General features: G+C 62.6%; 22 protein-coding genes. 10 read left to right on the top strand and 12 right to left on the bottom strand.

Features of this window, described 5'->3' with window-relative positions; all coding sequences use genetic code 11:
• Positions 1 to 285 precede the first annotated feature (285 nt).
• The 4 genes from AC1RTB_RS25500 to AC1RTB_RS25485 form a co-directional block, all read right to left on the bottom strand.
• The gene (locus tag AC1RTB_RS25500; RefSeq protein ID WP_492881960.1) at positions 286 to 1,551 is read right to left on the bottom strand and encodes a glycerate kinase type-2 family protein; all 1,266 of its coding nucleotides are present in this window, start codon (positions 1,549 to 1,551) and stop codon (positions 286 to 288) included.
• Between the two features lie 171 nt (positions 1,552 to 1,722).
• Positions 1,723 to 2,220: a heme-degrading domain-containing protein gene (locus AC1RTB_RS25495; protein ID WP_492881961.1), complete on the bottom strand. Its 498-nt coding sequence runs from the start codon at positions 2,218 to 2,220 to the stop codon at positions 1,723 to 1,725.
• 60 nt (positions 2,221 to 2,280) lie between these two features.
• A complete protein-coding gene (guaD, locus tag AC1RTB_RS25490) occupies positions 2,281 to 3,597 on the bottom strand; it encodes a guanine deaminase (protein ID WP_492881962.1) in 1,317 nt (438 codons plus the stop codon).
• 114 nt (positions 3,598 to 3,711) lie between these two features.
• The gene (locus AC1RTB_RS25485) at positions 3,712 to 4,932 is read right to left on the bottom strand and encodes a urate hydroxylase PuuD (protein WP_492881963.1); all 1,221 of its coding nucleotides are present in this window, start codon (positions 4,930 to 4,932) and stop codon (positions 3,712 to 3,714) included.
• 148 nt (positions 4,933 to 5,080) lie between these two features.
• Between AC1RTB_RS25485 and AC1RTB_RS25480 the strand changes: the two genes are divergently transcribed.
• Entirely contained in the window at positions 5,081 to 6,001 is a 921-nt protein-coding gene (locus tag AC1RTB_RS25480; protein WP_476782867.1) for a LysR family transcriptional regulator, read from the top strand.
• A 10-nt stretch (positions 6,002 to 6,011) separates the two neighbouring features.
• Here AC1RTB_RS25480 and AC1RTB_RS25475 read toward each other — a convergent pair whose 3' ends face one another.
• Together AC1RTB_RS25475 and AC1RTB_RS25470 are read right to left on the bottom strand one after the other, a co-directional pair.
• Entirely contained in the window at positions 6,012 to 7,211 is a 1,200-nt protein-coding gene (locus tag AC1RTB_RS25475) for a serine hydrolase domain-containing protein (RefSeq protein WP_492881964.1), read from the bottom strand.
• A 188-nt stretch (positions 7,212 to 7,399) separates the two neighbouring features.
• Entirely contained in the window at positions 7,400 to 7,873 is a 474-nt protein-coding gene (locus AC1RTB_RS25470) for an SRPBCC family protein (protein ID WP_492881965.1), read from the bottom strand.
• Between the two features lie 120 nt (positions 7,874 to 7,993).
• Here AC1RTB_RS25470 and AC1RTB_RS25465 point away from each other — a divergent pair, with 120 nt between their 5' ends.
• Together AC1RTB_RS25465 and dps are read left to right on the top strand one after the other, a co-directional pair.
• Positions 7,994 to 8,506 carry a winged helix-turn-helix transcriptional regulator gene (locus AC1RTB_RS25465; RefSeq protein ID WP_492881966.1) on the top strand — a complete coding sequence of 171 codons (513 nt, stop codon included), beginning with the start codon at positions 7,994 to 7,996 and terminating at the stop codon, positions 8,504 to 8,506.
• A 111-nt stretch (positions 8,507 to 8,617) separates the two neighbouring features.
• A complete protein-coding gene (dps, locus tag AC1RTB_RS25460; protein ID WP_492881967.1) occupies positions 8,618 to 9,103 on the top strand; it encodes a DNA starvation/stationary phase protection protein Dps in 486 nt (161 codons plus the stop codon).
• Between the two features lie 14 nt (positions 9,104 to 9,117).
• Here the strand turns inward: dps and xdhC are convergent, their stop codons facing one another.
• Genes xdhC through uraH form a run of 4 tightly spaced genes read right to left on the bottom strand, consistent with a single transcriptional unit; the run spans position 9,118 to position 14,268 of the window.
• Positions 9,118 to 10,059: a xanthine dehydrogenase accessory protein XdhC gene (xdhC, locus tag AC1RTB_RS25455; RefSeq protein ID WP_492881968.1), complete on the bottom strand. Its 942-nt coding sequence runs from the start codon at positions 10,057 to 10,059 to the stop codon at positions 9,118 to 9,120.
• Entirely contained in the window at positions 10,056 to 12,416 is a 2,361-nt protein-coding gene (gene xdhB, locus AC1RTB_RS25450; protein ID WP_492881969.1) for a xanthine dehydrogenase molybdopterin binding subunit, read from the bottom strand. The genes xdhC and xdhB overlap by 4 nt, the downstream gene beginning before the upstream one ends.
• Position 12,417: 1 nt before the next feature.
• Complete coding sequence (xdhA, locus tag AC1RTB_RS25445) at positions 12,418 to 13,899, bottom strand: xanthine dehydrogenase small subunit (protein WP_492881970.1); 1,482 nt, start codon at positions 13,897 to 13,899, stop codon at positions 12,418 to 12,420.
• Between the two features lie 3 nt (positions 13,900 to 13,902).
• Complete coding sequence (gene uraH, locus AC1RTB_RS25440; protein WP_492881971.1) at positions 13,903 to 14,268, bottom strand: hydroxyisourate hydrolase; 366 nt, start codon at positions 14,266 to 14,268, stop codon at positions 13,903 to 13,905.
• 181 nt (positions 14,269 to 14,449) lie between these two features.
• Between uraH and puuE the strand changes: the two genes are divergently transcribed.
• From puuE to AC1RTB_RS25420, 4 genes are read left to right on the top strand one after another with little or no spacing between them, the layout of a single operon-like run.
• Positions 14,450 to 15,883: an allantoinase PuuE gene (gene puuE / locus AC1RTB_RS25435; RefSeq protein WP_492881972.1), complete on the top strand. Its 1,434-nt coding sequence runs from the start codon at positions 14,450 to 14,452 to the stop codon at positions 15,881 to 15,883.
• A 6-nt stretch (positions 15,884 to 15,889) separates the two neighbouring features.
• On the top strand, positions 15,890 to 16,735 hold the full coding sequence (locus tag AC1RTB_RS25430) for a bifunctional allantoicase/(S)-ureidoglycine aminohydrolase (protein ID WP_492881973.1): 846 nt from the start codon (positions 15,890 to 15,892) through the stop codon (positions 16,733 to 16,735).
• Positions 16,736 to 16,757: 22 nt separating this feature from the next.
• Positions 16,758 to 17,258, top strand: coding sequence for an ureidoglycolate lyase (locus AC1RTB_RS25425; RefSeq protein WP_492882014.1), 501 nt, complete (start codon positions 16,758 to 16,760; stop codon positions 17,256 to 17,258).
• A gap of 4 nt (positions 17,259 to 17,262) precedes the next feature.
• Complete coding sequence (locus AC1RTB_RS25420; RefSeq protein ID WP_492881974.1) at positions 17,263 to 17,856, top strand: nucleoside deaminase; 594 nt, start codon at positions 17,263 to 17,265, stop codon at positions 17,854 to 17,856.
• Between the two features lie 4 nt (positions 17,857 to 17,860).
• Here the strand turns inward: AC1RTB_RS25420 and AC1RTB_RS25415 are convergent, their stop codons facing one another.
• A complete protein-coding gene (locus tag AC1RTB_RS25415; protein WP_492881975.1) occupies positions 17,861 to 18,142 on the bottom strand; it encodes a type II toxin-antitoxin system RelE family toxin in 282 nt (93 codons plus the stop codon).
• The gene (locus tag AC1RTB_RS25410; protein ID WP_476802881.1) at positions 18,132 to 18,380 is read right to left on the bottom strand and encodes a type II toxin-antitoxin system Phd/YefM family antitoxin; all 249 of its coding nucleotides are present in this window, start codon (positions 18,378 to 18,380) and stop codon (positions 18,132 to 18,134) included. The genes AC1RTB_RS25415 and AC1RTB_RS25410 overlap by 11 nt, the downstream gene beginning before the upstream one ends.
• Positions 18,381 to 18,531: 151 nt before the next feature.
• On the opposite strand from AC1RTB_RS25410, the gene AC1RTB_RS25405 reads away from it, so the two are divergent.
• The 3 genes from AC1RTB_RS25405 to AC1RTB_RS25395 all read left to right on the top strand — a co-directional run bounded on the left by AC1RTB_RS25405 (position 18,532) and on the right by AC1RTB_RS25395 (position 23,246).
• Positions 18,532 to 20,544 carry a CocE/NonD family hydrolase gene (locus AC1RTB_RS25405; RefSeq protein WP_492881976.1) on the top strand — a complete coding sequence of 671 codons (2,013 nt, stop codon included), beginning with the start codon at positions 18,532 to 18,534 and terminating at the stop codon, positions 20,542 to 20,544.
• Positions 20,545 to 20,686: 142 nt separating this feature from the next.
• A complete protein-coding gene (locus tag AC1RTB_RS25400; RefSeq protein ID WP_492881977.1) occupies positions 20,687 to 22,270 on the top strand; it encodes an ABC transporter substrate-binding protein in 1,584 nt (527 codons plus the stop codon).
• A gap of 16 nt (positions 22,271 to 22,286) precedes the next feature.
• A complete protein-coding gene (locus AC1RTB_RS25395) occupies positions 22,287 to 23,246 on the top strand; it encodes an ABC transporter permease (RefSeq protein ID WP_492881978.1) in 960 nt (319 codons plus the stop codon).
• Positions 23,247 to 23,249 lie beyond the last annotated feature (3 nt).

Genomic DNA, 23,249 nt, shown 5'->3' with positions numbered 1-23,249 from the left:
GAACCTGGCCCATAGCGCATCCCTTGATTCGAACGATAAGGATGCCCCATCAAAGCCTGGGATCAAACATCTAGGCCAAAGAGGCAAAGCCGAGTTCTTTCGCGCCCCCCTCTGTCCTGCCGGACATCTCCCCCACAAGGGGTGAGATCAGCCTTCATTGCGACTTTCGCCAATCGCCAACGTTGCAGGAAGACCGCAGGGTCGGACGCTGCCAATCTCCCCCCTTGTGGGGGAGATGTCCGGCAGGACAGAGGGGGGCAACGTAGAGCGCGAACCCCGTCCCAACTACCGCACTAAAATAGCCCTGAGATCATTCACATTCGTGCCCGTTGGCCCCGGCACGAACAGGTCGCCGACAGCATTGAACGCCGTCCAGGCATTGTTGCCAGCGAGCATCGCCTTGGCGTCGACGCTGGCGGCCCGCATGCGCGCGACCGTCGAGCCATCGGCGAAGGCGCCGGCATTGTCTTCGGAACCGTCGATTCCGTCCGTATCCGCCGCCAGCGCGTCGATGCCCGAAATGCCGTCGATGCCGATGGCAAAGGCGAGCAGGAACTCGCTGTTGCGGCCGCCCTTGCCCTTGGCGCGCAAGGTGACTGTGGTTTCGCCACCCGACAGGATCAGCACCGGCTTCTTGAAGGGACGGTTGCGCAGGGCGACTTCACGCGCGATCGCAGCATGTACGCCACCGACCTCGCGCGCCTCGCCTTCGATGGCATCTGACAGGATGACGGTTTCAACGCCAAGCGCCCGCGCCGCATCCGCTGCCGCATCGAGCGACACGGCGGCCGAAGCGATGACATGGACCTCGTTGCGGGCGAAGCGCTCGTCGTGTGGCTGGGGCGCATCGGCGGCGGCCGAGTTGATATGCGCGATGACATTGGCCGGCAGCGCAATGCGGTAGGTCTCGATCAGGCGTAATGCGTCAGCGCGCGAAGCTTTATCCGGCACAGTTGGACCCGAGGCGACGAGAGCGGGATTGTCGCCGGGAATGTCGGAGACGACGAGCGACACCACGCGCGCCGGAAAAGCGGCGGCAGCGAGCCTGCCACCCTTGATGTTGGAAATGTGCTTGCGAATGGTGTTCATCGCCGAGATCGGCGCGCCCGAGGCCAGAAGTGCTTCGTTGACGGCAATCTCGTCGGCAAGCGTCAGGCTACCCGCCGGCGACGGCAACAATGCCGAGCCGCCGCCCGAGACCAGCGCCACGACGAGGTCGTCCTCGGTGAGGCCGGACACGGTCTGGAGCAACAGCTTCGCGGCTTCCAGGCCATTGGCGTCGGGCACCGGGTGCGACGCCTCGATGATCCTGATGCGCTCGCAAGGGGCGGCAAAGCCGTAGCGGGTGACGACGACGCCTTCGAGCGGACCGTCCCAGGCCTTCTCAAAAGCGGCTGCCATCTGCGCCGAGCCCTTGCCGGCACCAATGACGATGGTGCGGCCTTTGGGTTTTTCCGGCAGATGGCGGCGGATGGTGAGTTCCGGATCGGCTGCCGCGACGGCGGCGTCGAAGAGGCTGATGAGGAAGCGTCTGGGTTCGAAAGTGGTCATCCGGGCACTCGCTATACGCTTTGCTTGTTCATGTCGCTCTGCCCCTCATCCGCCTGCCGGGACCTTCTCCCCGTGAAGTATGGGGAGAAGGGACAAGCGGCAACGTTGACACCCCCTCTCCCCGTACTTCACGGGGAGAGGGTAAGGGTGAGGGGCAGCGCCGTGTTCAAATCATGCCGGCCCAAGGGCAAGTTCCTGCCTGGAGATGCCGAGATGGTCGCAGACTGCCGCGACCACCACCTCGTGATCCTGCCGCTCGGGCAGGCCCGATACGGCAATGGCGCCGACGACACCCACACCCTTCACGCGGATCGGAAACCCGCCACCGGCCAGCACATAGTCCTCGATCGGCAACGCCTCGCCGACCGGAAAGGTGCGGTCCTCGCGCGCCTTGTGCAACACCATGCGGTAGCTGCTGCGGTGGAACATCTTGACGACGTTGATCTTGCGCCGGGTCCATTCGGAATTGCCGACGGTCGATCCCGGCAACGCGCAGTAAAACAGCGTGCGATCCCAAAACCGGATATCCACCACTATGGGAAATTTCTCAGCCAGGCCGCGCGCGCGAATGGCGGAGCCGATCTCGAAGGCAGCGGCTTCGTCAAAACCTTCGAAGACAAGACGCGCCTCTTGCTCAGCGATCTTCTTGAGATCCTCGGCTGCTGCCATCGTCCGCTCCTCTCCCTGCGTCCACGGCTCAAATGACAGACGCAGCGTAAGGACGCAAGGTCAGGCGGCCTTGTCCATCGTCGTCTTGGCCGGCCGGCCCGCGACATAGACTTCGACCACGGCACGATCGTCGCCGAGCGTCTGCAGCAGGAACAGTTCTTCAGCCAGGGTAGCCGTGCGCTCCATCCTGAGCCGCATGCCTGGTGTGGCGCGTGCATCGAGGACGACGATGTCGGCATCGGTACCGACTTCGAGCGTCCCCACCTTGTCCGAAATCGACAACGCCTCGGCATTGCCGCGCGTCAGCTGCCAGTAGGACGCCAGCGGATTGAGCTTCTCGCCATTGAGCGCGATGACCTTGTAGGCCTCGTCCATGGTGCGCAGCATCGAATAGTTGGTGCCGCCGCCGACATCGGTGGCGGTCGCGATCCTCAATGGCTTGTCGCGCTGGCGATAGCGCTGGTAATCGAACAGGCCCGAGCCGAGGAACAGGTTCGACGTCGGGCAGAACACGGCGATCGAACCATGGTCGGAGATCGCATCGGCCTCGCGCTCGCTAAGATGGATGCTGTGGCCCAGAAGCGTACGCTGACCGAGCAGGCCGTAATGCTCGTAGACGTCGGTGTAATCGCGCGACCAGGGATAGAGCTCCTGGGTGAAGGCGATCTCGGCATGGTTTTCCGACAGATGCGTCTGGATATGCAGGTCGGGATGTTCGCGCGCCAGTTGGCCGGCCATCTCCATCTGCTCGGGCGTCGAGGTGATGGCGAAGCGCGGGGTGATGGCGACGTGCTGCCGGCCCTTGCCATGCCATTCGGCGATCAGCGCCTTGGTGTCGTCATAGCTCGTCTGCGGCGTGTCCAGCACGCCAACAGGCGCGTTGCGGTCCATCATCACCTTGCCGGCGATGTTGAGCATGTTGCGGTCGTGCGATTCAGCGAAAAACGCCTCGGCCGACTGTTTGTGGACCGAGCAGTAGGCGGCAACGGTCGTGGTGCCATGGCGCACCATCTCGTCGAGGAACAGGCGCGCGATGCGGCGGCCGTGCTGGGCGTCGATGAAGCGCGTTTCCTCGGGGAAGGTGTATTTGTTCAGCCATTCCAGCAGCTCGGCGCCATAGGCGGCAATGATCTGCATCTGCGGGATGTGCACATGCGCGTCGATGAAGCCGGGCAGGATCAGATGCGGGCGATGATCGACAACCTTGGCGTCGCCGGCCTGGGCCGCGACCTGGGCGTAGGCGCCAACGGCCGCAATTTTGCCGTCGCGCATCAGCACGGCGCCATCTTCCTCATAGGCATAGGAGGCGTGGTCGTCGGCACTGTTTGGCCAGCGCAGGAAAGACAGCGTGCGGCCGCGAAGAAGGGTTGTGGTCATGATTGAACTCTACAAGCTTTTTCTGGCGTGACGAAATCGCGGCTGGGCCACCGCGCGTCGATTTGGCCGCTCAAGCGGCGCCCTGAACTTTCAGTCCGCGTCGCAGTACCGCTGCTACTTCCGCGCCTGCTCATACCAGGCGACTAGCAGCGCGCGTTCTTCCGGCGTGATCTGGGTGACGTTGGCCGGCGGCATGGCGTGGCTACGGCCAGCCTGCAGGTAAATTTCGCGCGCATGCTGGGCAATCGCGTTGTCCGTCTCCAGCACCACACCCTTGGGCGCGTGATAGACGCCCTCATAAGACGGTTCATTGGCATGGCACATGGCGCAGCGGCCGAGCACCGTGTCGCGTACCGCCGGGAACTGGGCCGAGGCGACGAAGGGTGCTGTGGTGACCGAGGCATTCTTGTCCTCGCCGGTCAGCACCTTCGGCACTGTGGACAGCCACATGATGACGATGAACAGGATGCCGGCGGCCAGCCACGTCCAGTGCGGGTTGCCCGCGCGCTTGTGGATGGTGTTGAAGTAGTGGCGGATCAGCACGCCGAGGATGAAGATCAGCGCGGCGATGACCCAGTTGAACTCGGTTCCGAACGCCAGCGGATAGTGGTTCGACAGCATCAGGAACACGACGGGCAGCGTCAGGTAGTTGTTGTGCGTCGAACGCGTCTTGGCGATCTTGCCGTACTTCGGGTCCGGCTTGCGGCCGGCGATCAGGTCAGCGACGACGATCTTCTGGTTCGGAATGATGGTGATGAAGACGTTGGCCGACATGATGGTCGCGGTGAAGGCGCCGAGATGCAGGAAGGCGGCGCGGCCGGTGAACAGCTGCGTGTAACCCCAGCTCATGAACACGACGATGACATAGAGGATGATCATCAACAGCGTGTCGTGGTCGCCGAGCTTCGACTTGCAAAGCTGGTCGTAGATCACCCAGCCAAGGCCGATCGAGGCCAGCGAGATACCGATGGCGACCGGTGCCGAGACGTCAAGCACGTTGCGGTCGATCAAAAACAGTTCGGCGCCGCCATAGTAGACGAGGCACAGCAGCGCGAAGCCCGACAGCCAGGTGGCATAGGATTCCCATTTGAACCAGGTCAGGTGCTCCGGCATCTGCGCCGGCGCCACCAGGTATTTCTGGATGTGGTAGAAGCCGCCGCCATGGACCTGCCACTCCTCGCCATGGGCGCCGACGGGCAGGCCGGCGTGCTTCCTCAGTCCAAGGTCAAGCGCGATGAAATAGAAGGACGAGCCGATCCAGGCCATGGCGGTGATGACATGCAGCCACCGCACGGCGAAGCTCGCCCATTCCATAAAAAACGCCAAGTCGTACATCCGCCGTCCCTTTTCCGCACCAGCAGCGATCTTACGATGCCCCATGCATTGGGGAAGTGAAAGGATTCGCGATGACTTTCAAAAAAATCTGGAAAATACTACCCTATCGCGGCACGGCAAAAGCCGGCTAGGGAACCCTCGGCATCGCATGGCTTATCTCGACAACATCGCCGTCTTCGTTCGCGTCGTGGAACTCGGCAATCTTTCTGCCGCGGGCCGCGACATGCGCATTTCCCCCGCTGTCGCTTCCAACCGCATCAAGGAGCTGGAAAAGCACTTGGGCGTGCGGCTGTTCAACCGCACCACCCGGCAGTTGATGGCCACCGAGCACGGCAACGTGTTTTATTCGGGCGCCAAGCAGGTGCTGGAAGCGATTACCGAGGCGGAAGCTGCGGTTTCAGCGCTTTCCGGCCAGCCGCGCGGCACCATCCGCGTCACGGCACCACTCGGTCTCGGCCGCCGACTCGTCGCCTCCGGCATCCCCGAATTCCACGACAAATACCCCGATATCGAGGTCAGGCTCAGGCTTTCGGACCACAATGTCGACATCCTCAAGGAAGGCATCGACGTCGCCTTTAGGCTCGGCCTGATCGAGGATTCGAGTCTGCGGATGCGCGGCATCCTGGAGTGCGAGCGTGTGCTCGTCGCCGCACCCAAATATCTCGAAAAGCGCGGCGAGCCAGAAAGCCCCAGCGATCTGATCGGCAAGAAGCACGATTGCCTGATGCTGCGTTATCCCGGCTCGCGCGAATATTTCTGGACGCTGGAAACACCTGCAGGCCCGACAAAGTTCGAGGTCCATGGACCGTTTGATTCGGACGATGGCGACGTGCTGACCGGCTGGGCGCTGAGCGGGCGCGGCATCATCAACAAGCCGCGCTTCGAGGTCGAGCCCTTCATCCGCGACCAGCGGCTGAAGATCATCCTGGCGCAGACACCACCGACACCGGTGCAGTTCGCCGCCGTCTATCCGCACAAGAAGCTGCAGGACCCGAAGGTCCGGCTGCTTCTCGACTTCATGGCGGAGCGCTGCCACAAGCTGATCAAGGACATTTTGGCGGGCAAGTGAGGCTCGCGCCTCACCCCTCAAGAGCCTGGTAGGCCGAGGTCCAGAAGTCGACAAAGTGCTTCGGCGCCTGGGGCGAATCCATCAGGCGCTGAGTCAAAAGCACACCCGCCAATCCCTCGGTTGGGTCGGCATAAGCGGACGTCCCGTAACCGCCATCCCAGCCGAAACGGCCCGGTGTCAGCCACAGGTCGTCGCGCCGTATGGCGACCGCCATGCCGAGACCCCAACTGGTGTTGTCGTTGAAGAACATCCTCGCACCAGCCTTCTGCTCCGGTGTCAAATGGTCGGCGGTCATCAACTCGACCGACGCGCGCGACAGGATGCGCTCGTTGCCGAGCTTGCCCTTGCCGAGCATCATGTGCTGGAAGGCGAGATAATCATCAGCCGTCGAGACAAGCCCGCCACCGCCGGATTCGAAGGCGGCCGGGCGTGCAAACAGCCCGCTCTTGGCTTGATCGTAGACGTTGAATTTACCTGAGGTAAAATCCCTGGAGTAGGCGGTGGCAAGCCGCTCGACCTTGTCGGCCGGCACAAAAAACCCCGTATCCTTCATGCCCAGCGGTCCGAAGATACGCTCCTGCATGAACACCGACAGCGGCTGGCCGGCGACGCGCGAGATCAGCACGCCCGCAACGTCGAGCCCGGTGTGGTAGAGCCAGCCCTCGCCGGGCTGGTGGACGAGTGGCAGGGAACCGATACGCTTCATGTAATCGTCAGGCGAGCCGCTAAAAATATCGGCGCTGGGGCCGACATCAGCTTCTTCCATGGCGTGCTGCACCGGATAGCGGATCGGATAGACCATGATGGCGCCGAGCCCGAAGCGCAGCGTGAGCAAATCGCGCAGCGTAATTGGCCGGCTGGCCGGCACCGTGTCAGTGAGCTGACCGTCGATCGCCTTCAGCACTTGGCGGTTCGCCAGTTCCGGCAGCCATTTGTCGACGGGATCGTCGAGCCTGAGGCGGCTTTCTTCGACCAGGATCATCGCCGCCGTTGCGGTGATCGGCTTGGTCAGCGAGGCAACGCGGAAGATGCTGTCGCGCCGCATCGGCGCTGCACCGTCGAGCGCAAGCTTGCCCGCCGCTTCGACATGGGTTTCGCCGTTGAGGCTGACCGCCCAGACGAGGCCCGGCACATCGCCACGCTCGACATGGCCGGCCATGACCTTGCGCATCCGGTCGAGCCGGTCAGGTGCGAAATTGCCCGTGCTCATTTCCGTACTCCTTACCGCTGAAATGCTGTTTGAAATCTGCTGTGCCGGCGCTTCCTGAGCACTGATGCTTTTCGGCGCCAAAAGCGCTGCCGACAGTGCCGCGCCTTTCATCAGACTACGGCGATCCAATCCTGAAGACATGGGCTTCCTGGCCTCCTTGCGTAGGGTTCCGTCTAATCGCCACCGGATCACGCGGTAGCCGAGACCTTCTCCATTTCGGCAGCCAGGGTTTCGAGCAATTCCCTGGAGCCGGTCTCACGATCGCCTGAGCCGTCCTGTCCGTTGAGGAACGAAACCTGCTCGACATAGACAAGCCTCGTGCCGTTGCCTTCAGGCTTGAACTCGATTGTGGCGAGCGAGGCGGAAAAACGGGTGCCGGCAAGCGCCATGACATAGGCAATGACGATGCGCTGGTCGGCGATGATGTCGAGGTAGGTGGTGTGGTTGGAAATCTCGGGGCCACCCTGGAAGCGGAAGCGGCTGCGTTCCGAACCGCCAACGCGGAAATCAACTGAAAATTCGTCGACCTGCCAGCCTTCGCCTTCGGCGAACCAGCGGCGCTTGCGCTCGGCATTGGAAAAGGCGGCGAAAACGTCCGCCGGCGATGCGGCATAAAATCGGTCGATGCTGAAGCTGGCCTGAACTGTTGCAGTTGCGGTCATGACTCTCTCCATCAATATGGCTGCTTGCCATACGGCATTTGCAACCGGTTGTAATTACTAACTGGTTGCAAGATAGGTAAACTAATTTTATATTGCAACTGGTTTTCTTGGAGGCATTGCATGAACCAGCATCACAGGTCGGGCTGCCCGATCAACCTCACCCTCGAGGTGGTCGGCGACAAATGGAGCCTGATCGTCCTGCGCGACATGATGTTCGGCAACCGCAGACACTTCCGCGAACTGCTGACGCAGTCGGAGGAAGGCATCGCCTCCAACATCCTCGCCGACCGGCTCAAGCGCCTGCTTGAAGATGGGCTGATCACCAGGGCCGACGACCCCAGCCACAAGCAAAAGGCGATCTACAGCCTGACCGAGATGGCGATCGAACTGCTGCCGGTGTTCGCGCAAATCGCCGCCTGGGGCCGCAAATGGCTGCCGGTCAGCGAAGAGCTCAGCATCCGCGCCGAACTGCTGGAAAAGGGCGGGCCCGAAATGTGGGACCGCTTCATGGAAGAGTTGCGCGCCGAGCATCTGGGCGAGCCGCTGTCCGCCGAAGCCGGGCGCATTCCGGTTCGCGCCGAACTGCAGGCAGCCTATCTCGCGGTCGTGGCCCGCAACGCCACTGCTGGATGACACCTTGACGCAGCAGGCAGATCGGAACGGATAATGTCACTGGGCTGTTGTAGCCTGCATGCGCCGCCGGTTCTTGATGGGCGGCGCGAATACCTGATCAAGGAGCAGCTGATGACCCACCCGACGCGCAACGATCTCAAATCCAACGCCAAGAAGGTTTCGATCGAACTCCTCAACGCCCGTCTCGCCGATGCGATCGACCTGGCGCTGATCACCAAGCAGGCCCATTGGAACGTCAAGGGGCCGCAGTTCATCGCCGTCCACGAGATGCTGGATGGGTTCCGCACCGAGCTCGACATTCATGTCGACACCATCGCCGAGCGCGCGGTCCAGTTGGGCGGTACAGCACTTGGCACCTCCCAGGTGGTGGCGGAAGCAAGCAAGCTGAAGGCCTATCCGACCGACATCTTCAAGACCAGGGACCACCTGGAGGCGCTTATGGACCGCTATGCCGAAGTGGCAAGGACAGTGCGCCTGGCGATCGACGAAGCCGGTGAAGCAGGCGATGCCGACACCGCCGACATCTTCACCGCCTATTCCAGGGCGCTCGACAAGTCGCTCTGGTTCCTTGAGGCGCACACCCAGGAAAACGCTTAACAACAGCAAGAAAATCAGGCCGCGCTGGACACCAGCGCGGTCATGATTTCGGCAGCTGCAAGGGCGGCGATCACGGCGGGGCGTTTGTCCTTCACCGCATCGCCGCCGATCGGGCAGACGAGCCGGGCAAAGCCGCTTTCGCCGCCGCCTGCGGTCTTCAGGAACCAACTCCTGAACGTCGCCTTCTTGGTCTTCGAACCGATCATGCCGACATAGGCCGCATCGTCGCGCTTCAAGGCTTCGCCGACGATCAGGAAATCGAGCGCGTGGTCATGGGTGAGCACGACGAAGGCAGCGCCCGCAGGCGCCTCGCGCACCATCTCCTCAGGCATCGGCGTCAGTCGCGTGACGACGTTGTCGGGCATGCCTTCGAGCGCGTCGGCGCGGGTTTCCACGACCACGACATTGATCGGCAACAGCGAAAAGGCCGAAGCCAGCGCGTGGCCGACATGGCCGCCGCCAAAGACATAGACATGCGGCCGCGCCGCATCCGAGGCCTCGGCTGCGGCAAGCAGATCGGCGCGCATGGCTTCGTCGAGGTTTCTGATGGCGATCTCGACACGCCCGCCGCAGCACTGGCCGATTTCGGGGCCAAGCGGAATGTCGAGGGTAATGTTTTGCTCGGCGCTGTCGAGTTGCCCCTCATCCCCCTGCCGGGACCTTCTCCCCGTAAACGGGGAGAAGGAGGCTGGCGTCAACGTCGACGCCCCCCTCTCCCCGTCATCCACGGGGAGAGGGTAAGGGTGAGGGGCAGCACTGAGCATCGCCCGCGCAGCATCGATCGCCATGAATTCCAGCTGGCCGCCGCCGATGGTGCCGAAGATGCGCTGCGGCGACACCAGCATCCACGCGCCTTTTTCGCGTGGCGTCGAGCCCTTGGCCTCGGCCACCTCGACCAGCGCCACCGAAGGCGCTGCGTCGAGAAATGCCCTGAGGCTCTTGGCCGTCGTGGTCACTTTTTTGGGGCCGCCTCGGCCCTGAGCCGCTCGATCGCCATAAGCACGCGCTCAGGCGTTGCCGGGGCATCGAGACGCGGGCAGATCTTGTGGTCGGCAACGCTCGCCACCGCGTCCGACAGCGCATGCAGCACCGACATGCCATGCGGCAGAGGCGGCTCGCCCACGGCCTTCGAGCGGTGGATCGTCGGCTCATAGGCCTCGGACCAGTCGGTCAGCGCCACATTGAAGATCTTGGGCCGGTCGGACGCGAGCGGGATCTTGTAGGTCGACGGCGCATGCGTGCGCAGCCGGCCCTTGCCGTCCCACCACAGTTCTTCCGTCGTCAGCCACCCCATGCCCTGGATGAAGCCACCCTCAACCTGGCCGATGTCGATCGCCCGGTTCAGCGAACGCCCGGTGTCGTGCAGGATGTCGGCACGCTCGACCACATATTCGCCAGTCAGCGTGTCGACCGACACCTCCGAGCACGCCGCGCCATAGGCAAAATAGTAGAAGGCGTGGCCACGGCCCTTGGCTCGATCCCAGTGGATCTTCGGCGTCTTGTAGAAACCGGCGGCCGAAAGCTGGACGCGGTTGAGATAGGCCTGCTTGACGAGATCGTTGAAGCTGATCTCCTGGTTGCCGATGCGCACCCGGTTGGGCAGGAACACCACCTGATCGGCCGGCACCTGATATTTCTCGGCGGCGAAGTCGGTCAGCCGCTTGCGAATTTGCCGCGCCGCATCCCGTGCCGCCATGCCGTTGAGATCGGCACCCGAAGACGCCGCCGTCGGTGCCGTGTTAGGCACCTTGGCGGTGGTCGTGGCGGTGATCTTGACCCGGTCGAGGTCGATCTGGAACTCCTCGGCCACCACCTGCGCCACCTTGAGATGCAGGCCCTGCCCCATCTCGGTACCGCCATGGTTCATATGCACCGAACCGTCGGCATAGACATGGACCAGCGCGCCGGCCTGGTTGGACTCGGTCTTGGTGAAGGAGATGCCGAACTTCACCGGCGTCAGCGCCATGCCGCGCTTGATGAAGCGGCTATTGGCGTTGAAGGCCGCGATCTCGCGCCGGCGCCCGGCATAATCGGCGCTTTCCTCGAGCTCAGCCACGATACGGTGGATGATGTTGTCTTCGACCTTCTGGTGATAGGGCGTGAGGTTGCGATCACCCGGCGCACCCATCGGATCGTAGAAATTCAGCTTGCGGATTTCGAGCGAGTCCTTGCCAACGGCAAAGGCAACCTCGTCGATGACGCGCTCCGCACCGACCATGCCCTGCGGACCGCCGAAGCCACGGAACGCCGTGTTGGAAACGGTGTTGGTGTAGAGCGGCGCCGACTTGGCGTGAACGTTCGGGTAGAAATAGGTGTTGTCGCAGTGAAACAGCGCGCGGTCGCCGACCGGCCCAGAGAGGTCGGCGGAAAAACCGGCATTCAGCGCGAACATGTAGTCGACACCAAGGATGTTGCCTTCGTCGTCGAAGCCAACCTCGTAGTCGATAGCGAAATCATGCCGCTTGCCGGTGGCGGTCATGTCCTCGTCGCGGTCGAGCCTGATCTTGACGGCGCGTTTGTGCTTCTTGGCAGCGATGGCGGCGATGGCAGCACATTGGTTGGCCTGGGTTTCCTTGCCGCCGAAGCCACCGCCCATGCGGCGCACTTCCACCGTTACCGCATTGCTCGGCACGCCGAGCACATGGGCGACAAGATGCTGGGTTTCGCTCGGGCCTTGCGTCGAGCAATAGATGACGACCTCGTCGTCTTCGCCCGGAACGGCCAGCGAAATCTGGCCTTCGAGATAGAAGTGATCCTGGCCGCCAAGCTTCATCCGCCCCTTCACGCGGCGGGGGGCTGCGGCGATGGCCGCCGCCGCATCGCCGCGCTTCAGCGTCAGCGGGCTCGCGACCTGCTTGTCTTTCGCAGTATCAAGATCCCAGATGCTGATGATCGCCGGCAGCTCTTCATATTCGATCTTGGCAAGCCGCGCGGCGCGACGGGCCTGCTCGCGCGTTTCAGCAACGACAGCGAAGATCGGCTGGCCATGGAACTGGACCTTGCCCTGGGCAAACACCGGGTCGTCATGCATGCCGCTCGGCGAGACATCGTTGTCGCCAGGCACATCGGCATAAGTCAGAACGTCGACCACGCCGGGTGCGGCTCGCACCGCCGAAAGATCGACGGTCTTCAGCGTGCCGTGCGCCACGTTGGAAAGGCCAAGGCCGACATGCAGCGTGCCCGCCGGCTCGGGCATGTCATCGATATAGACGGCGGTCCCGGCAACATGCTTGTGCGCGGAATCATGGCGCTGGTCGGTGGCAACACCGCCAGAGATTTTCGCGGCCTTGAGGTTTGGAGTGTGCTCGGTCATCTCACGCAGCCTCGTATCTCGATACTTGCAGCGGCGCCTTGGTGCCGGTCGTTTCCATGTAGAAGCGCAAAAGCAGGTTCCTTGCCGCCAGCGCGCGATATTCGGCGGTGGCGCGCATGTCGGTCAGCGGGGTGAAATCTTCCGCATATTTCGCCATCGCCGCCTCGACCGTCTCTTCGGTCCAAGGCTTGCCGGCAAGTGCCGCCTCGACCGCCGAAGCGCGCTTCGGCGTCGCCGCCATGCCGCCATAGGCGATGCGAACCTCAGCCACCTTTCCGTCCTTGGCAAGCTTCAGCCAGAACGCGCCAAGTGTTGCGGTGATGTCCTCGTCGCGCCGCTTGGTCACCTTGTAGACGGCGAAGTTTTCGCCCTTCGCAGGCACCGGCACATGCACGGCTTCGACGAATTCGCCCGGTGCACGGTCCTGCTTGCCATAGGCGATGAAGAAATCCTGTAGCGAAATGGTCCGTCGCGTCTTGCCCTTGCGCAAGGTGAGCGTCGCGCCAAGCGCGATCAGCGGCGGTGGCGTGTCACCTATCGGCGAACCGTTGGCGATGTTGCCGCCGATGGTGCCCATGTTACGGACCTGCTCGCCGCCGAGGCGGTCGAACAGCGGCCCAAGTGCCGGGATGCGCTTCGACAGCAGAGCGAAAGCTTCGGTGTAGGTGACGCCGGCGCCGATCGTGATGACGCCCTTGTCTTCCGACATGCCATGCAGACCGTCGATGTTGGCGATAAAGACCGCCGGCGCAATCTCGCGCATATGCTTGGTCACCCACAGGCCGACATCGGTCGAGCCTGCAACCACGGTAGCGGTCGGTTCGGCTTCGAGCACGGCGGCGAGATCGTCGACATCGGCCGGCACGACAAGTCGCGACTTGCCCGCGCCGATCTCGACGCGGGAGCCGTCCTTGAGCGCCTCAAGCCGCACGGTGATCGCCTTGCGCTCCGCGAGCAGCGGGTCCTTGGCGACCTTGCCGTAGTCGGAAATGGCGCGCGCGGCGCGCATGATCGCCTCATAGCCGGTGCAGCGGCACAGATTGCCCTGCAGCGCCTTTTCGATTTCGGCATCCGACGGCTCGGGTGACTTCATCCACAGGCCATAGAGCGACATGACGAAGCCCGGCGTGCAGAAGCCGCATTGCGAGCCGTGGAAGTCGACCATAGCCTGCTGCACCGGATGCAGATTGCCATTTTCGCCGCGCAGGTGTTCGACAGTGACGACATGGCAGCCGTCGAGCGAGCCCATGAAACGGATACAGGCATTGACGCTCTCGTAGACGAGCTTGCCGCCGGACAGCCGGCCGACCAGCACCGTACATGCGCCGCAGTCGCCTTCCGCACAGCCTTCCTTGGTGCCGCGCAGCGTGCGTTTCAGCCTGAGATAATCGAGCAGTGTCTCGGCGGGCGCAACATTGCCCAGCGCCACATCCTCGCCGTTGAGGATGAAGCGAATCTCGTCGCGTGTCTTGACCGTCGCCATGGCTCAGCTCCCCCTATAGGTGGAATAGCCGAAGGGCGAGATCAACAGCGGCACGTGATAATGTGTTCGCTCGGCCATGCCAAAGCGGATCGGCACGATGTCGAGGAAAGCCGGCTTGGGCAGATCGCTGCCCAGCCCGCGTAGATAATCGCCGGCGGCAAAGACCAGCTCATATTCGCCGGTCAGGAATTCGTCGCCGATCAGCAGCGGCGCGTCGCAGCGTCCGTCGGCATTGGTGGCGACTTTCTTGAGCAGGGTCCGCACGTCGCCTTCGATTCGAAACAGCGAAATCGACAGCCCCTCGGCAGGCTTTCCGGTGGCAGTATCAAGGACATGGGTGGTGAGGCGTCCGCCTTCGGCCTTTGTCATTCGCTCTCCCTATTGGCGATACGCGCCATCACTATAGATTTTGCGCCATTTAAGGCCATTGCATAAGGTGTGGTCGAGCAGAGCACTACAAAAAGACTTTCAAATTTTTTCGAGGGAATGTCTGCCGCTCCTTTCGCTATTCTGCTCAAGTGCCCGGCAAGAGACCGACTTTCGAGGGACCATGCGTTACGTAAGAGACATGCGCGGCTACGGCGCCAATCCACCCCACCCGCAATGGCCAGGCAATGCGAATGTCTGCGTGCAGTTCGTGGTCAACTACGAAGAAGGCGGCGAAAACAACATTCTGCATGGCGACGCCGCGTCAGAAGCGTTTTTGTCCGAAGTCATGGGCGCAGCCCCATGGCCCGGCAAGCGCCACTGGAACATGGAATCGATCTATGAATACGGCGCCCGCGCCGGCTTCTGGCGGCTGCATCGCATGTTCACCGAGGCCAATGTGCCGGTGACAGTCTACGGCGTGGCGACCGCCCTTGCCCGTTCGCCCGACCATGTCGCGGCAATGCAGGATGCCGACTGGGAAATCGCCTCGCACGGCCTGCGTTGGATCGATTACCGCGACCACGACGAAGCCGTCGAACGCGCTGATCTCCTCGAAGCGATTCGCCTGCATACCGAAGTCGTCGGCGAACGCCCCAAGGGCCTCTATCTCGGCCGCACCTCGGTCTATTCGGTTCGCCTCGCCGCTGCCGAAGGCGGCTTCGAATGGATTTCCGACACCTATGACGACGAATTGCCCTACTGGCTCGACCATGACGGCCATGGCAACGCGATTCCCCCGCAACTGGTCATCCCCTATACGCTCGACGCCAACGACATGCGTTTTGCCACCGCCCAAGGCTTCAATTCGGGCGACCAGTTCTACGCCTATCTCAAGGACAGCTTCGACACGCTCTATCGCGAAGGTGCCGCCGGCCGGCCGCGCATGATGAGCATCGGCCTCCACTGCCGCCTCGTCGGCCGCCCCGGACGTGCCGAAGCGCTGCGCCGTTTCATCGAATATGTGCAGGGCCACGACAAGGTCTGGCTCGCCCGCCGCCAGGACATCGCCGCGCACTGGCGAGACAACCATCCCTATCAGCCGCAGGCGCTGCGCCCTTCGCGCATGGGCCGCGACGAATTCGTGCAGCGCTTCGGCTCAATCTTCGAGCATTCTCCTTGGATCGCCGAACGCGCTTTCGAACTGGAGCTCGGACCGGCCCATGACAGTGCTGGCGGCCTGCACAACGCGCTGTGCCGCGCTTTCCGCTCGGCAAGCGAAACCGAACGCCTCGGCGTGCTCACCGCCCACCCCGACCTTGCCGGCAAGCTGGCCCAGGCCAAGCGCCTGACGGAAGAGTCGACGAAGGAGCAGGCTTCCGCCGGGCTCGACGCGCTGACCGACGCCGAGCGCGCCCGCTTCACCGAACTCAACGCCACTTACGTCCAGAAATTCGGCTTCCCCTTCATCATCGCCGTACGCGACAATGACAAGGCAAGCATATTGAAGGCGTTCGAGACCCGCATCGCCAACAACCGCGACCAGGAATTCCCCACCGCCTGCAAGCAGGTGGAACGCATCGCCTGGTACCGACTTCACGACCTCCTTCCAAGCTAAGAGACCATGGCACACCGCTCCTATTACGCTCCGAAAGGCGGCTTGCCGCCCCAGACCGACCTGATCACCGACCGCGCCGTCTTCACCGAAGCCTATGCGGTGATCCCCAAGCGCGAGTTCTCTGACATCGTCACCAGCTTCCTGCCGCATTGGGACGGCACGCGGCTGTGGGTCATCGCGCGTCCGTTGTCGGGATTCGCCGAGACCTTCTCGCAATACATCATGGAAGTTCAGCCGGGCGGCGGCAGCGACCGGCCGGAACCGGATATCGGCGCTGAAGGCGTGTTCTTCGTCGTCGAAGGCGAAGTGACAGTGACCATTGCCGGCAAGAACCATGTGCTGACGCCAGGCGGCTACGCCTATCTGCCGCCGGCCAGCAAATGGACAGTGCGCAATTCCGGCAAGGAGGTCACGCGCTTCCACTGGATCCGCAAGGCCTACGAATATGTCGACGGTCTCGATGCGCCCGATCCGCTGTTCCTCAACGACAACGACGTCGAGCCCAACGCCATGCCAGACACGGACGGCAGATGGGCAACGACCCGCTTTGTCGACCCCAACGATCTGCGCCACGACATGCATGTCACGGTGGTGACCTTCGAGCCGGGCGGGATCATCCCGTTCCCCGAAACCCACGTCATGGAGCACGGTCTCTATGTGCTGGAAGGCAAGGCGGTGTACCGGCTGAACAATGACTGGGTCGAGGTGGAGGCCGGCGACTTCATGTGGCTGCGTGCCTTCTGCCCGCAGGCCTGCTATGCCGGCGGACCCGGCAAGTTCCGCTACCTGCTCTACAAGGACGTCAACCGCCACATGCAGCTGGGGACATTTGCCGCCCCGCGCCGCGGCTGAGTTCCGGGCAATGTCAGGCGAGATGAAGCGGATCGTGGCCAGGCCTCTGACGCGGGAGAACTTCGCCGAATTCGGCGAGGTCATCGACACCAACTGCGACAGCCACTACCCGATCAATGCCGGCAAATGCGAGCGCTACCATGCGCTCGCTCGCGCCGAGGCTGCGGGACCTGACGGCCATGTCATCATCAACATCTTCAAGGGCACGCCCTATCCGTTCCCGCTGAAGCTCTCGATGGTCGAGCGCCACCCGTTCGGCAGCCAGGCCTTCATTCCGCTGTCGCCGCGCCCCTATCTCGTCGTCGTCTGCCACGACATCGGCGACGGCCCCGGCGAGCCGCATGCCTTCATCACTTCGCCCGGACAGGGCGTGAACTACCCCCGCAATCTGTGGCACGGCGTGCTGACGCCGATCGGCGAGAACCAGGATTTTGTCGTCGTCGATCGTGGCGGCACAGGTTCCAATCTCGAAGAATTCCACTTCTCGCATCCTTACGAAATCGTCCTGCCCGAAGGGTTTTGACATCATGGCCGAGCTTTCCCTGATCGAGCGCCTGTTCGACGTCATCGAAGACGACATCGTGCCCAAGACCGCCGAAGGCGTGGCCAAGGGCAACAAGCTGTTTGGTGCGGCACTCCTGAACAAAGGCGACCGTTCGCTCGTGCTCGCCGAGACCAACAACGAGATCGAAAATCCGCTCTGGCACGGTGAGATGCACTGCCTGAAGCGCTTCTACGAAATGCCCAAAGCTGACCGGCCAGAGACCAGGGATTGCATCTTCCTGTCGACGCACGAGCCCTGCTCGTTGTGCCTGTCGGCCATCACCTGGGCCGGCTTCGACAATTTCTACTATCTGTTCAGCCACGAGGATTCGCGCGACAGCTTCGCCATTCCGCACGATTTGAAGATCCTGAAAGAGGTCTTCACGCTGGAGCCAGGCGGCTACAACGCCGAAAACGCCTATTGGAAGAGCTATTCGCTGCGCAAACTGGTGCGCGAACTGCCGGAGCCCGACCGCAAGCGTCTGGAAGCGCGCATCGCAAAGATTTCAGCACGCTATGACGAGATGTCGGGCGCCTACCAGGCCAACAAGAGCGACAACGACATTCCGCTGAATTGACCTATCAGCGCCTGGCAGCTGCGGCGTAGACCTCCATCCGGTCACGCCGGCCTATGGCTATGACGAGCACAACCACGCGCGCATCTTCAACCTCGTAGACGAGCCGATATCCGGCATTTCTGAGCTTGATCTTGTAGCGATCCTTGGCGCCGTGCAGCTTGGCTGAGGGAACGCGCGGGTTTTCGCAGCGCTCTTTCAGCTTCTTGCGAAATTGCTCGCGCGTGTTGGCGTCGAGCCGTTTCCATTCCTTCAAGGCCGATTCGAGGAATTCGACCTCATAGCTCATCCAGGTCGACCCGGATCCGCTTCTCGCCCTTGCGCGCATCTGCGATGGCGTTGAGTTCGATATCCTCGAGCCGCTCCATCATCGCTTCGAACGCCTTGGCGGGAACGCAATAAAAGGCGGGCTCGTTGCGGTTGAGGATGGCGACGGGAAAACCCTCGCCGGCGGCAACGGTGCCCATCGGGTTCTTCTTCAGTTCCGAAACGCTGGCCGTGACTTCTGCTAGAACGGAATGCGGCATGGCGACCTCGTCGTGTTGCTGGCACTGTAATTAGTACCTTTAACAGGTCTTTTCAAGTTGCCGTGCATTGCGGCCGCTGATGGCGTTTCCATGCTAGCCAGCGGCAATGTCAGTGTGCACAAATGGTGTGACCAAGCATCGGACTGCTGCCATGAAAACCATCACCGAGTTTCCGCGCGACATCGTTGAGTTCCCCGACATGGGCATCATCATGCCCGACGGCTGCCGGCTGTCGGCAAGGGTGTGGATGCCCGTCGATGCCGACCAGGACCCGGTGCCTGTCATTCTGGAACACCTGCCCTACCGCAAGCGCGACGGCACCACGGCGCGCGACAACCTCACGCATCCCTTTTTCGCCGGCCACGGCTACGCCTGCATTCGTGTCGACATGCGCGGCAACGGCGATTCCGAAGGGCTGATGGAGGACGAATACTCCGAACAGGAATGGCAGGACGCTTGCGACGTGATCGCCTGGGCAGCGGCGCAGCCCTGGTGCAACGGCAATGTCGGCATGATGGGCATTTCCTGGGGCGGCTTCAACGGCCTGCAGGTGGCGGCCAAGCAGCCGCCGGCGCTGAAGGCTGTCATCACCTTGTGCTCGACCGACGACCGCTATGCCGACGACATTCACTACAAGGGTGGCCTGCTGCTCAACGAGAACATGGGCTGGGGCGCCACCATGCTGTCCTATTCGTCGCGGCCGCCGGACCCGGCGCTGGTCGGCGACAAATGGCGCGACATGTGGCTCGACCGGCTGCAGAACGAGCCGTTCCTGCCTGCGCTCTGGCTCAAGCACCAGACCCGCGACGCCTACTGGAAACGCGGCTCGGTCTGCGAGGATTTTCCAGCGATCAAGGCGGCCGTGCTGGCTGTCGGCGGCTGGGGCGACGCCTACAAGAATACGGTGTCGCGGCTGGTCGAAGGCGTGCAATCGCCGGTCAAGGGCATCGTCGGGCCATGGGTCCACAAATACCCGCATTTCGCCGTACCAAAGCCTGCCATCGGCTTCCTGCAGGAAGCCCGGCGCTGGTGGGACCGCTGGCTGAAAGGCATCGACACCGGTGTCGAGAACGACCCGGCGATGCGGCTTTATGTGATGGATTCCGAGCCGCCGCGCGACTGGTATCTCGAACGCCAGGGCCGCTGGATCGCCGAGCAGAAATGGCCGTCGCCGAACATCGCTGCGAAGCGCCTTTCGCTCGGCGCGGGCGGCAAGCTAGCCGAAGCCGGTAGTCTCGGAGAATCTGTCGCGATCAACTCGCCGCAGGATTGCGGCATGGCGGGCGGCGAATATTGCGCCATCTGGCTCGGCCCTGAATTGCCCGGCGACCAGCGCGTCGACGATGGAAAATCAGCCTGCTTCGACAGTGCCCCGCTCGACGCTCCGCTCGATGTCGTCGGCGGCCCCATCATCCGGCTGAAGCTTTCGGCAAACCGCAGGCATGGCATGGTGGCCGTGCGCCTGTGCGACGTCCAGCCGGACGGCGCCTCGACCCGCATCACCTATGGTGTGCTCAACCTCACCCATCGCAATGGCCACGAATTCCCTGAGCGCGTGGCCCCCGACGAGGTGATGGAGATCGTCCTCAAGCTTGACGACATCGCCTACCGCGTCGCCAAGGGCAACCGCTTGCGCGTCGCCATATCGTCAACCTACTGGCCGCTTGTCTGGCCCTCGCCTGAAGAGGTGACGCTCAAGCTCCATGAAGGCGCCATCGACCTGCCGGTGCGCCCGTCGTCGGGCAGCGGCGACGACGAATGGCGCTTCGCCGAACCGGAAGCGGCAACGCCGTGGCAGACCGAAACGTTGCGCGAAAGCTCGAACAGCCGCGTTGTCGAGCATGATGAAAAGACAAGCACGGTCAGCCTGCGCATCGTCGACGACTTCGGCGAAATCCGCGACATGGACCACGGCCTTGTCACCGGCGAGATCGCCCGCGAGCTCTGGACCATCGATCCGAAAAACCCGCTCTCGGCCCATGGCGAAACCCACTGGACACAGACCTTGTCCAGAAACGACTGGGCGATCAGGACCGAAGCATTCACCGCCATGCGCTCGGATGGGAAAAATTTCCACCTCACCGGCCGGATCGAGGCCTATGAGGGCGAAAAACTGATTTTCCAGCGCGATTTCAACGAAATCGTTCCGCGCGACCACATCTGACATCCTGGGCCATTGGCCCAGATGCGACATGACGATTGCGCCACATCATGTCGCATTCGGCCTTGCCCATTCCCTTACGTTACGGTCAATATTGCTGCCAGAAGTCGAGCAATAACGACCGCCAGAGTGAGGAACCTTGCCAATGTCGAATGAACTTGAGTTCTTGAGCCGTAGCGTAGCTGCGGGCAAGTTGAGCCGCCGCGATTTCCTCGGCCGCGCCGCGGCCCTGGGCGTCGCGGCAACCTTTGCCAACTCCCTGCTGGCGAGCGCCGCCAAGGCGGAAGGCCCCGTCAAGGGCGGCATCCTGCGCGCCGGCATGCAAGGTGGTGCGGCCACCGACAGCCTCGATCCCGCCTCATGGTCGAGCCAGGTGCCTTACTTCTTCGGCCGCCAGTGGGCCGAGCAGCTGGTGCAGATTTCGCCCGAGGGCGAGCCGAAACCGGCGCTCGCCGAGGAATGGGGCGCATCCGACGACGCCAAGGTCTGGACCTTCAAGATCCGCAAGGGCGTGCAGTTCCACAACGGCAAGGAAATGACCCCGGCCGACGTCGTGGCGACCATGGAACGCCATTCCGATGAAAAGGCGAAATCCGGTGCGCTCGGCCTGATGGGCGGCATTGCCTCGGTCAAGGCCGACGGCCAAAACGTCGTCTTCACCCTGAAGGATGCCAACGCCGACCTGCCCTTCCTGCTCGACGACTATCACCTGATGATCCAGCCCAATGGTGGCAAGGACAAGCCGGACGCGGGCATCGGTACCGGCCCCTACAAGGTCACCGTCAACGAAGCCGGCGTGCGGCTCGGCGGCGAGAAATTCGCCAATTACTGGCGCGACGACCGCGGCTTCGCCGACCAGATCGAGATCATCGTGATCAATGACGCCACCGCTCGCACGTCGGCGCTGCAAGGCGGCCAGGTCGACATCATCAACCGCGTCGAGCCCAAGATCGTCGATCTGATCAAGCGCGTGCCCGGCGTGGTCATCCGCAACGTCGCTGGCCGTGGCCACTACGTCTTCATAGCCCATTGCAACACAGCGCCCTTCGACAACAACGACCTCAGGCTCGCGCTGAAATACGCGCTCGACCGCGAGGAGATGCTGCAGAAGATCCTGATGGGCTATGGCTCGGTCGGCAACGACACGCCGATCAACAAGGCCTATCCGCTGTTCACCGAGATGGAGCAGCGCAAATATGATCCGGACAAGGCGGCGTTCCACTACAAGAAATCAGGCCATTCCGGCTCGGTGCTTCTGCGCACCTCAGACGTTGCCTTCCCTGGCGCAGTCGATGCCGCCCAGCTCTATCAGCAAAGTGCCGCAAAGGCCGGCATCACGCTCGAGGTCAAGCGCGAGCCGGGCGACGGCTACTGGTCGGAAGTCTGGAACAAGCAGCCTTTCTCGGCCTCCTATTGGGGCGGGCGTCCGACCCAGGATCAGATGTATTCGACCGCCTATTATTCCAAGGCCGACTGGAACGACACGCGCTTTTTCCGCGACGATTTCGACAAGATGCTGTTTGCGGCGCGCTCCGAACTCGACAAGGACAAGCGCAAGAAGCTTTACGCCGACATGGGCCAGATCGTGCGCGACGAAGGCGGTGTCATCACGCCGATGTTCAACGATTTCATCGACGCCACCAGCGCCAAGGTCGGTGGCTGGGTCCCCGACGGCAACCAGGAGATGATGGGCGGCTACGCGCTGTCCAAATGCTGGCTCAACGCGTGACAACGGTGTTGTCCGCATGTCCAATCCAATCCTGAGACTGATAGCCCAGCGCATCGCGCTGGGCCTGCTCCTGCTTCTGGCCGTTTCGGTCCTGATCTTCGCCGGCACGCAAATCCTGCCCGGCGACGTCGCCCAATCCATCCTCGGCCAGTCGGCAACGCCGCAGGCGCTCGCCAATCTGCGCCAGGAACTCGGCCTCAACGATCCGGCCTACATCAGGTACTTCAGATGGCTCGGCGGGGTTTTGACCGGCGATCTCGGCACCGCTCTGTCGAGCCGGCAGGACATCGCGCACGCCATCGGCGGACGCCTCTGGAACACGCTGTTTCTCGCCTTCTGGGCGGCCGTTGTTTCCATTCCCCTGGCCATCATCCTTGGCCTGCTTGCCGTGCGTTACCGCAATGGCTGGATCGACAAGACCATCTCTGGCCTGGCACTTGCCTCGACCTCGCTGCCCGAATTCTTCGTCGGCTATCTGCTCGTCTATTTCTTCGCCGTGAAGTGGCAGATATTCCCCGGCATCTCCACCGTCTATGACGGCATGCCGTTTCTCGAACGCATGAAGGCGATCGCCTTGCCGGCAACGGCACTGACCCTTGTCGTGCTCGCCCACATGATGCGCATGACGCGCGCGGCGATCCTCAACGTCATGCAGTCTGCCTATATCGAAACGGCCGAACTCAAGGGACTTTCGCCCTTCAACATCATCCGCAAGCACGCATTCCCCAATGCCATCGCCCCGATCATCAACGTCGTCATGCTCAACCTCGCCTTCCTCGTCGTCGGCGTCGTCGTCATCGAGGTGATCTTCGTCTACCCCGGCATGGGCCAATATCTTGTCGACCATGTCGCCAAGCGCGACGTGCCGGTGGTGCAGGCGGTGGGGCTGATCTTCGCTGCGGTCTATATCGGTCTCAACATCATCGCCGACATCGCCGCCATCATCGCCAATCCGCGCCTTAGGCATCCGAAATGAGGG

Source organism: Aminobacter sp. GW821-FHT11F06 (assembly GCF_058808215.1).
The sequence above is the reverse complement of the archived record's forward strand: the minus strand, read 5'-3'. Positions and strand labels throughout refer to the sequence as shown.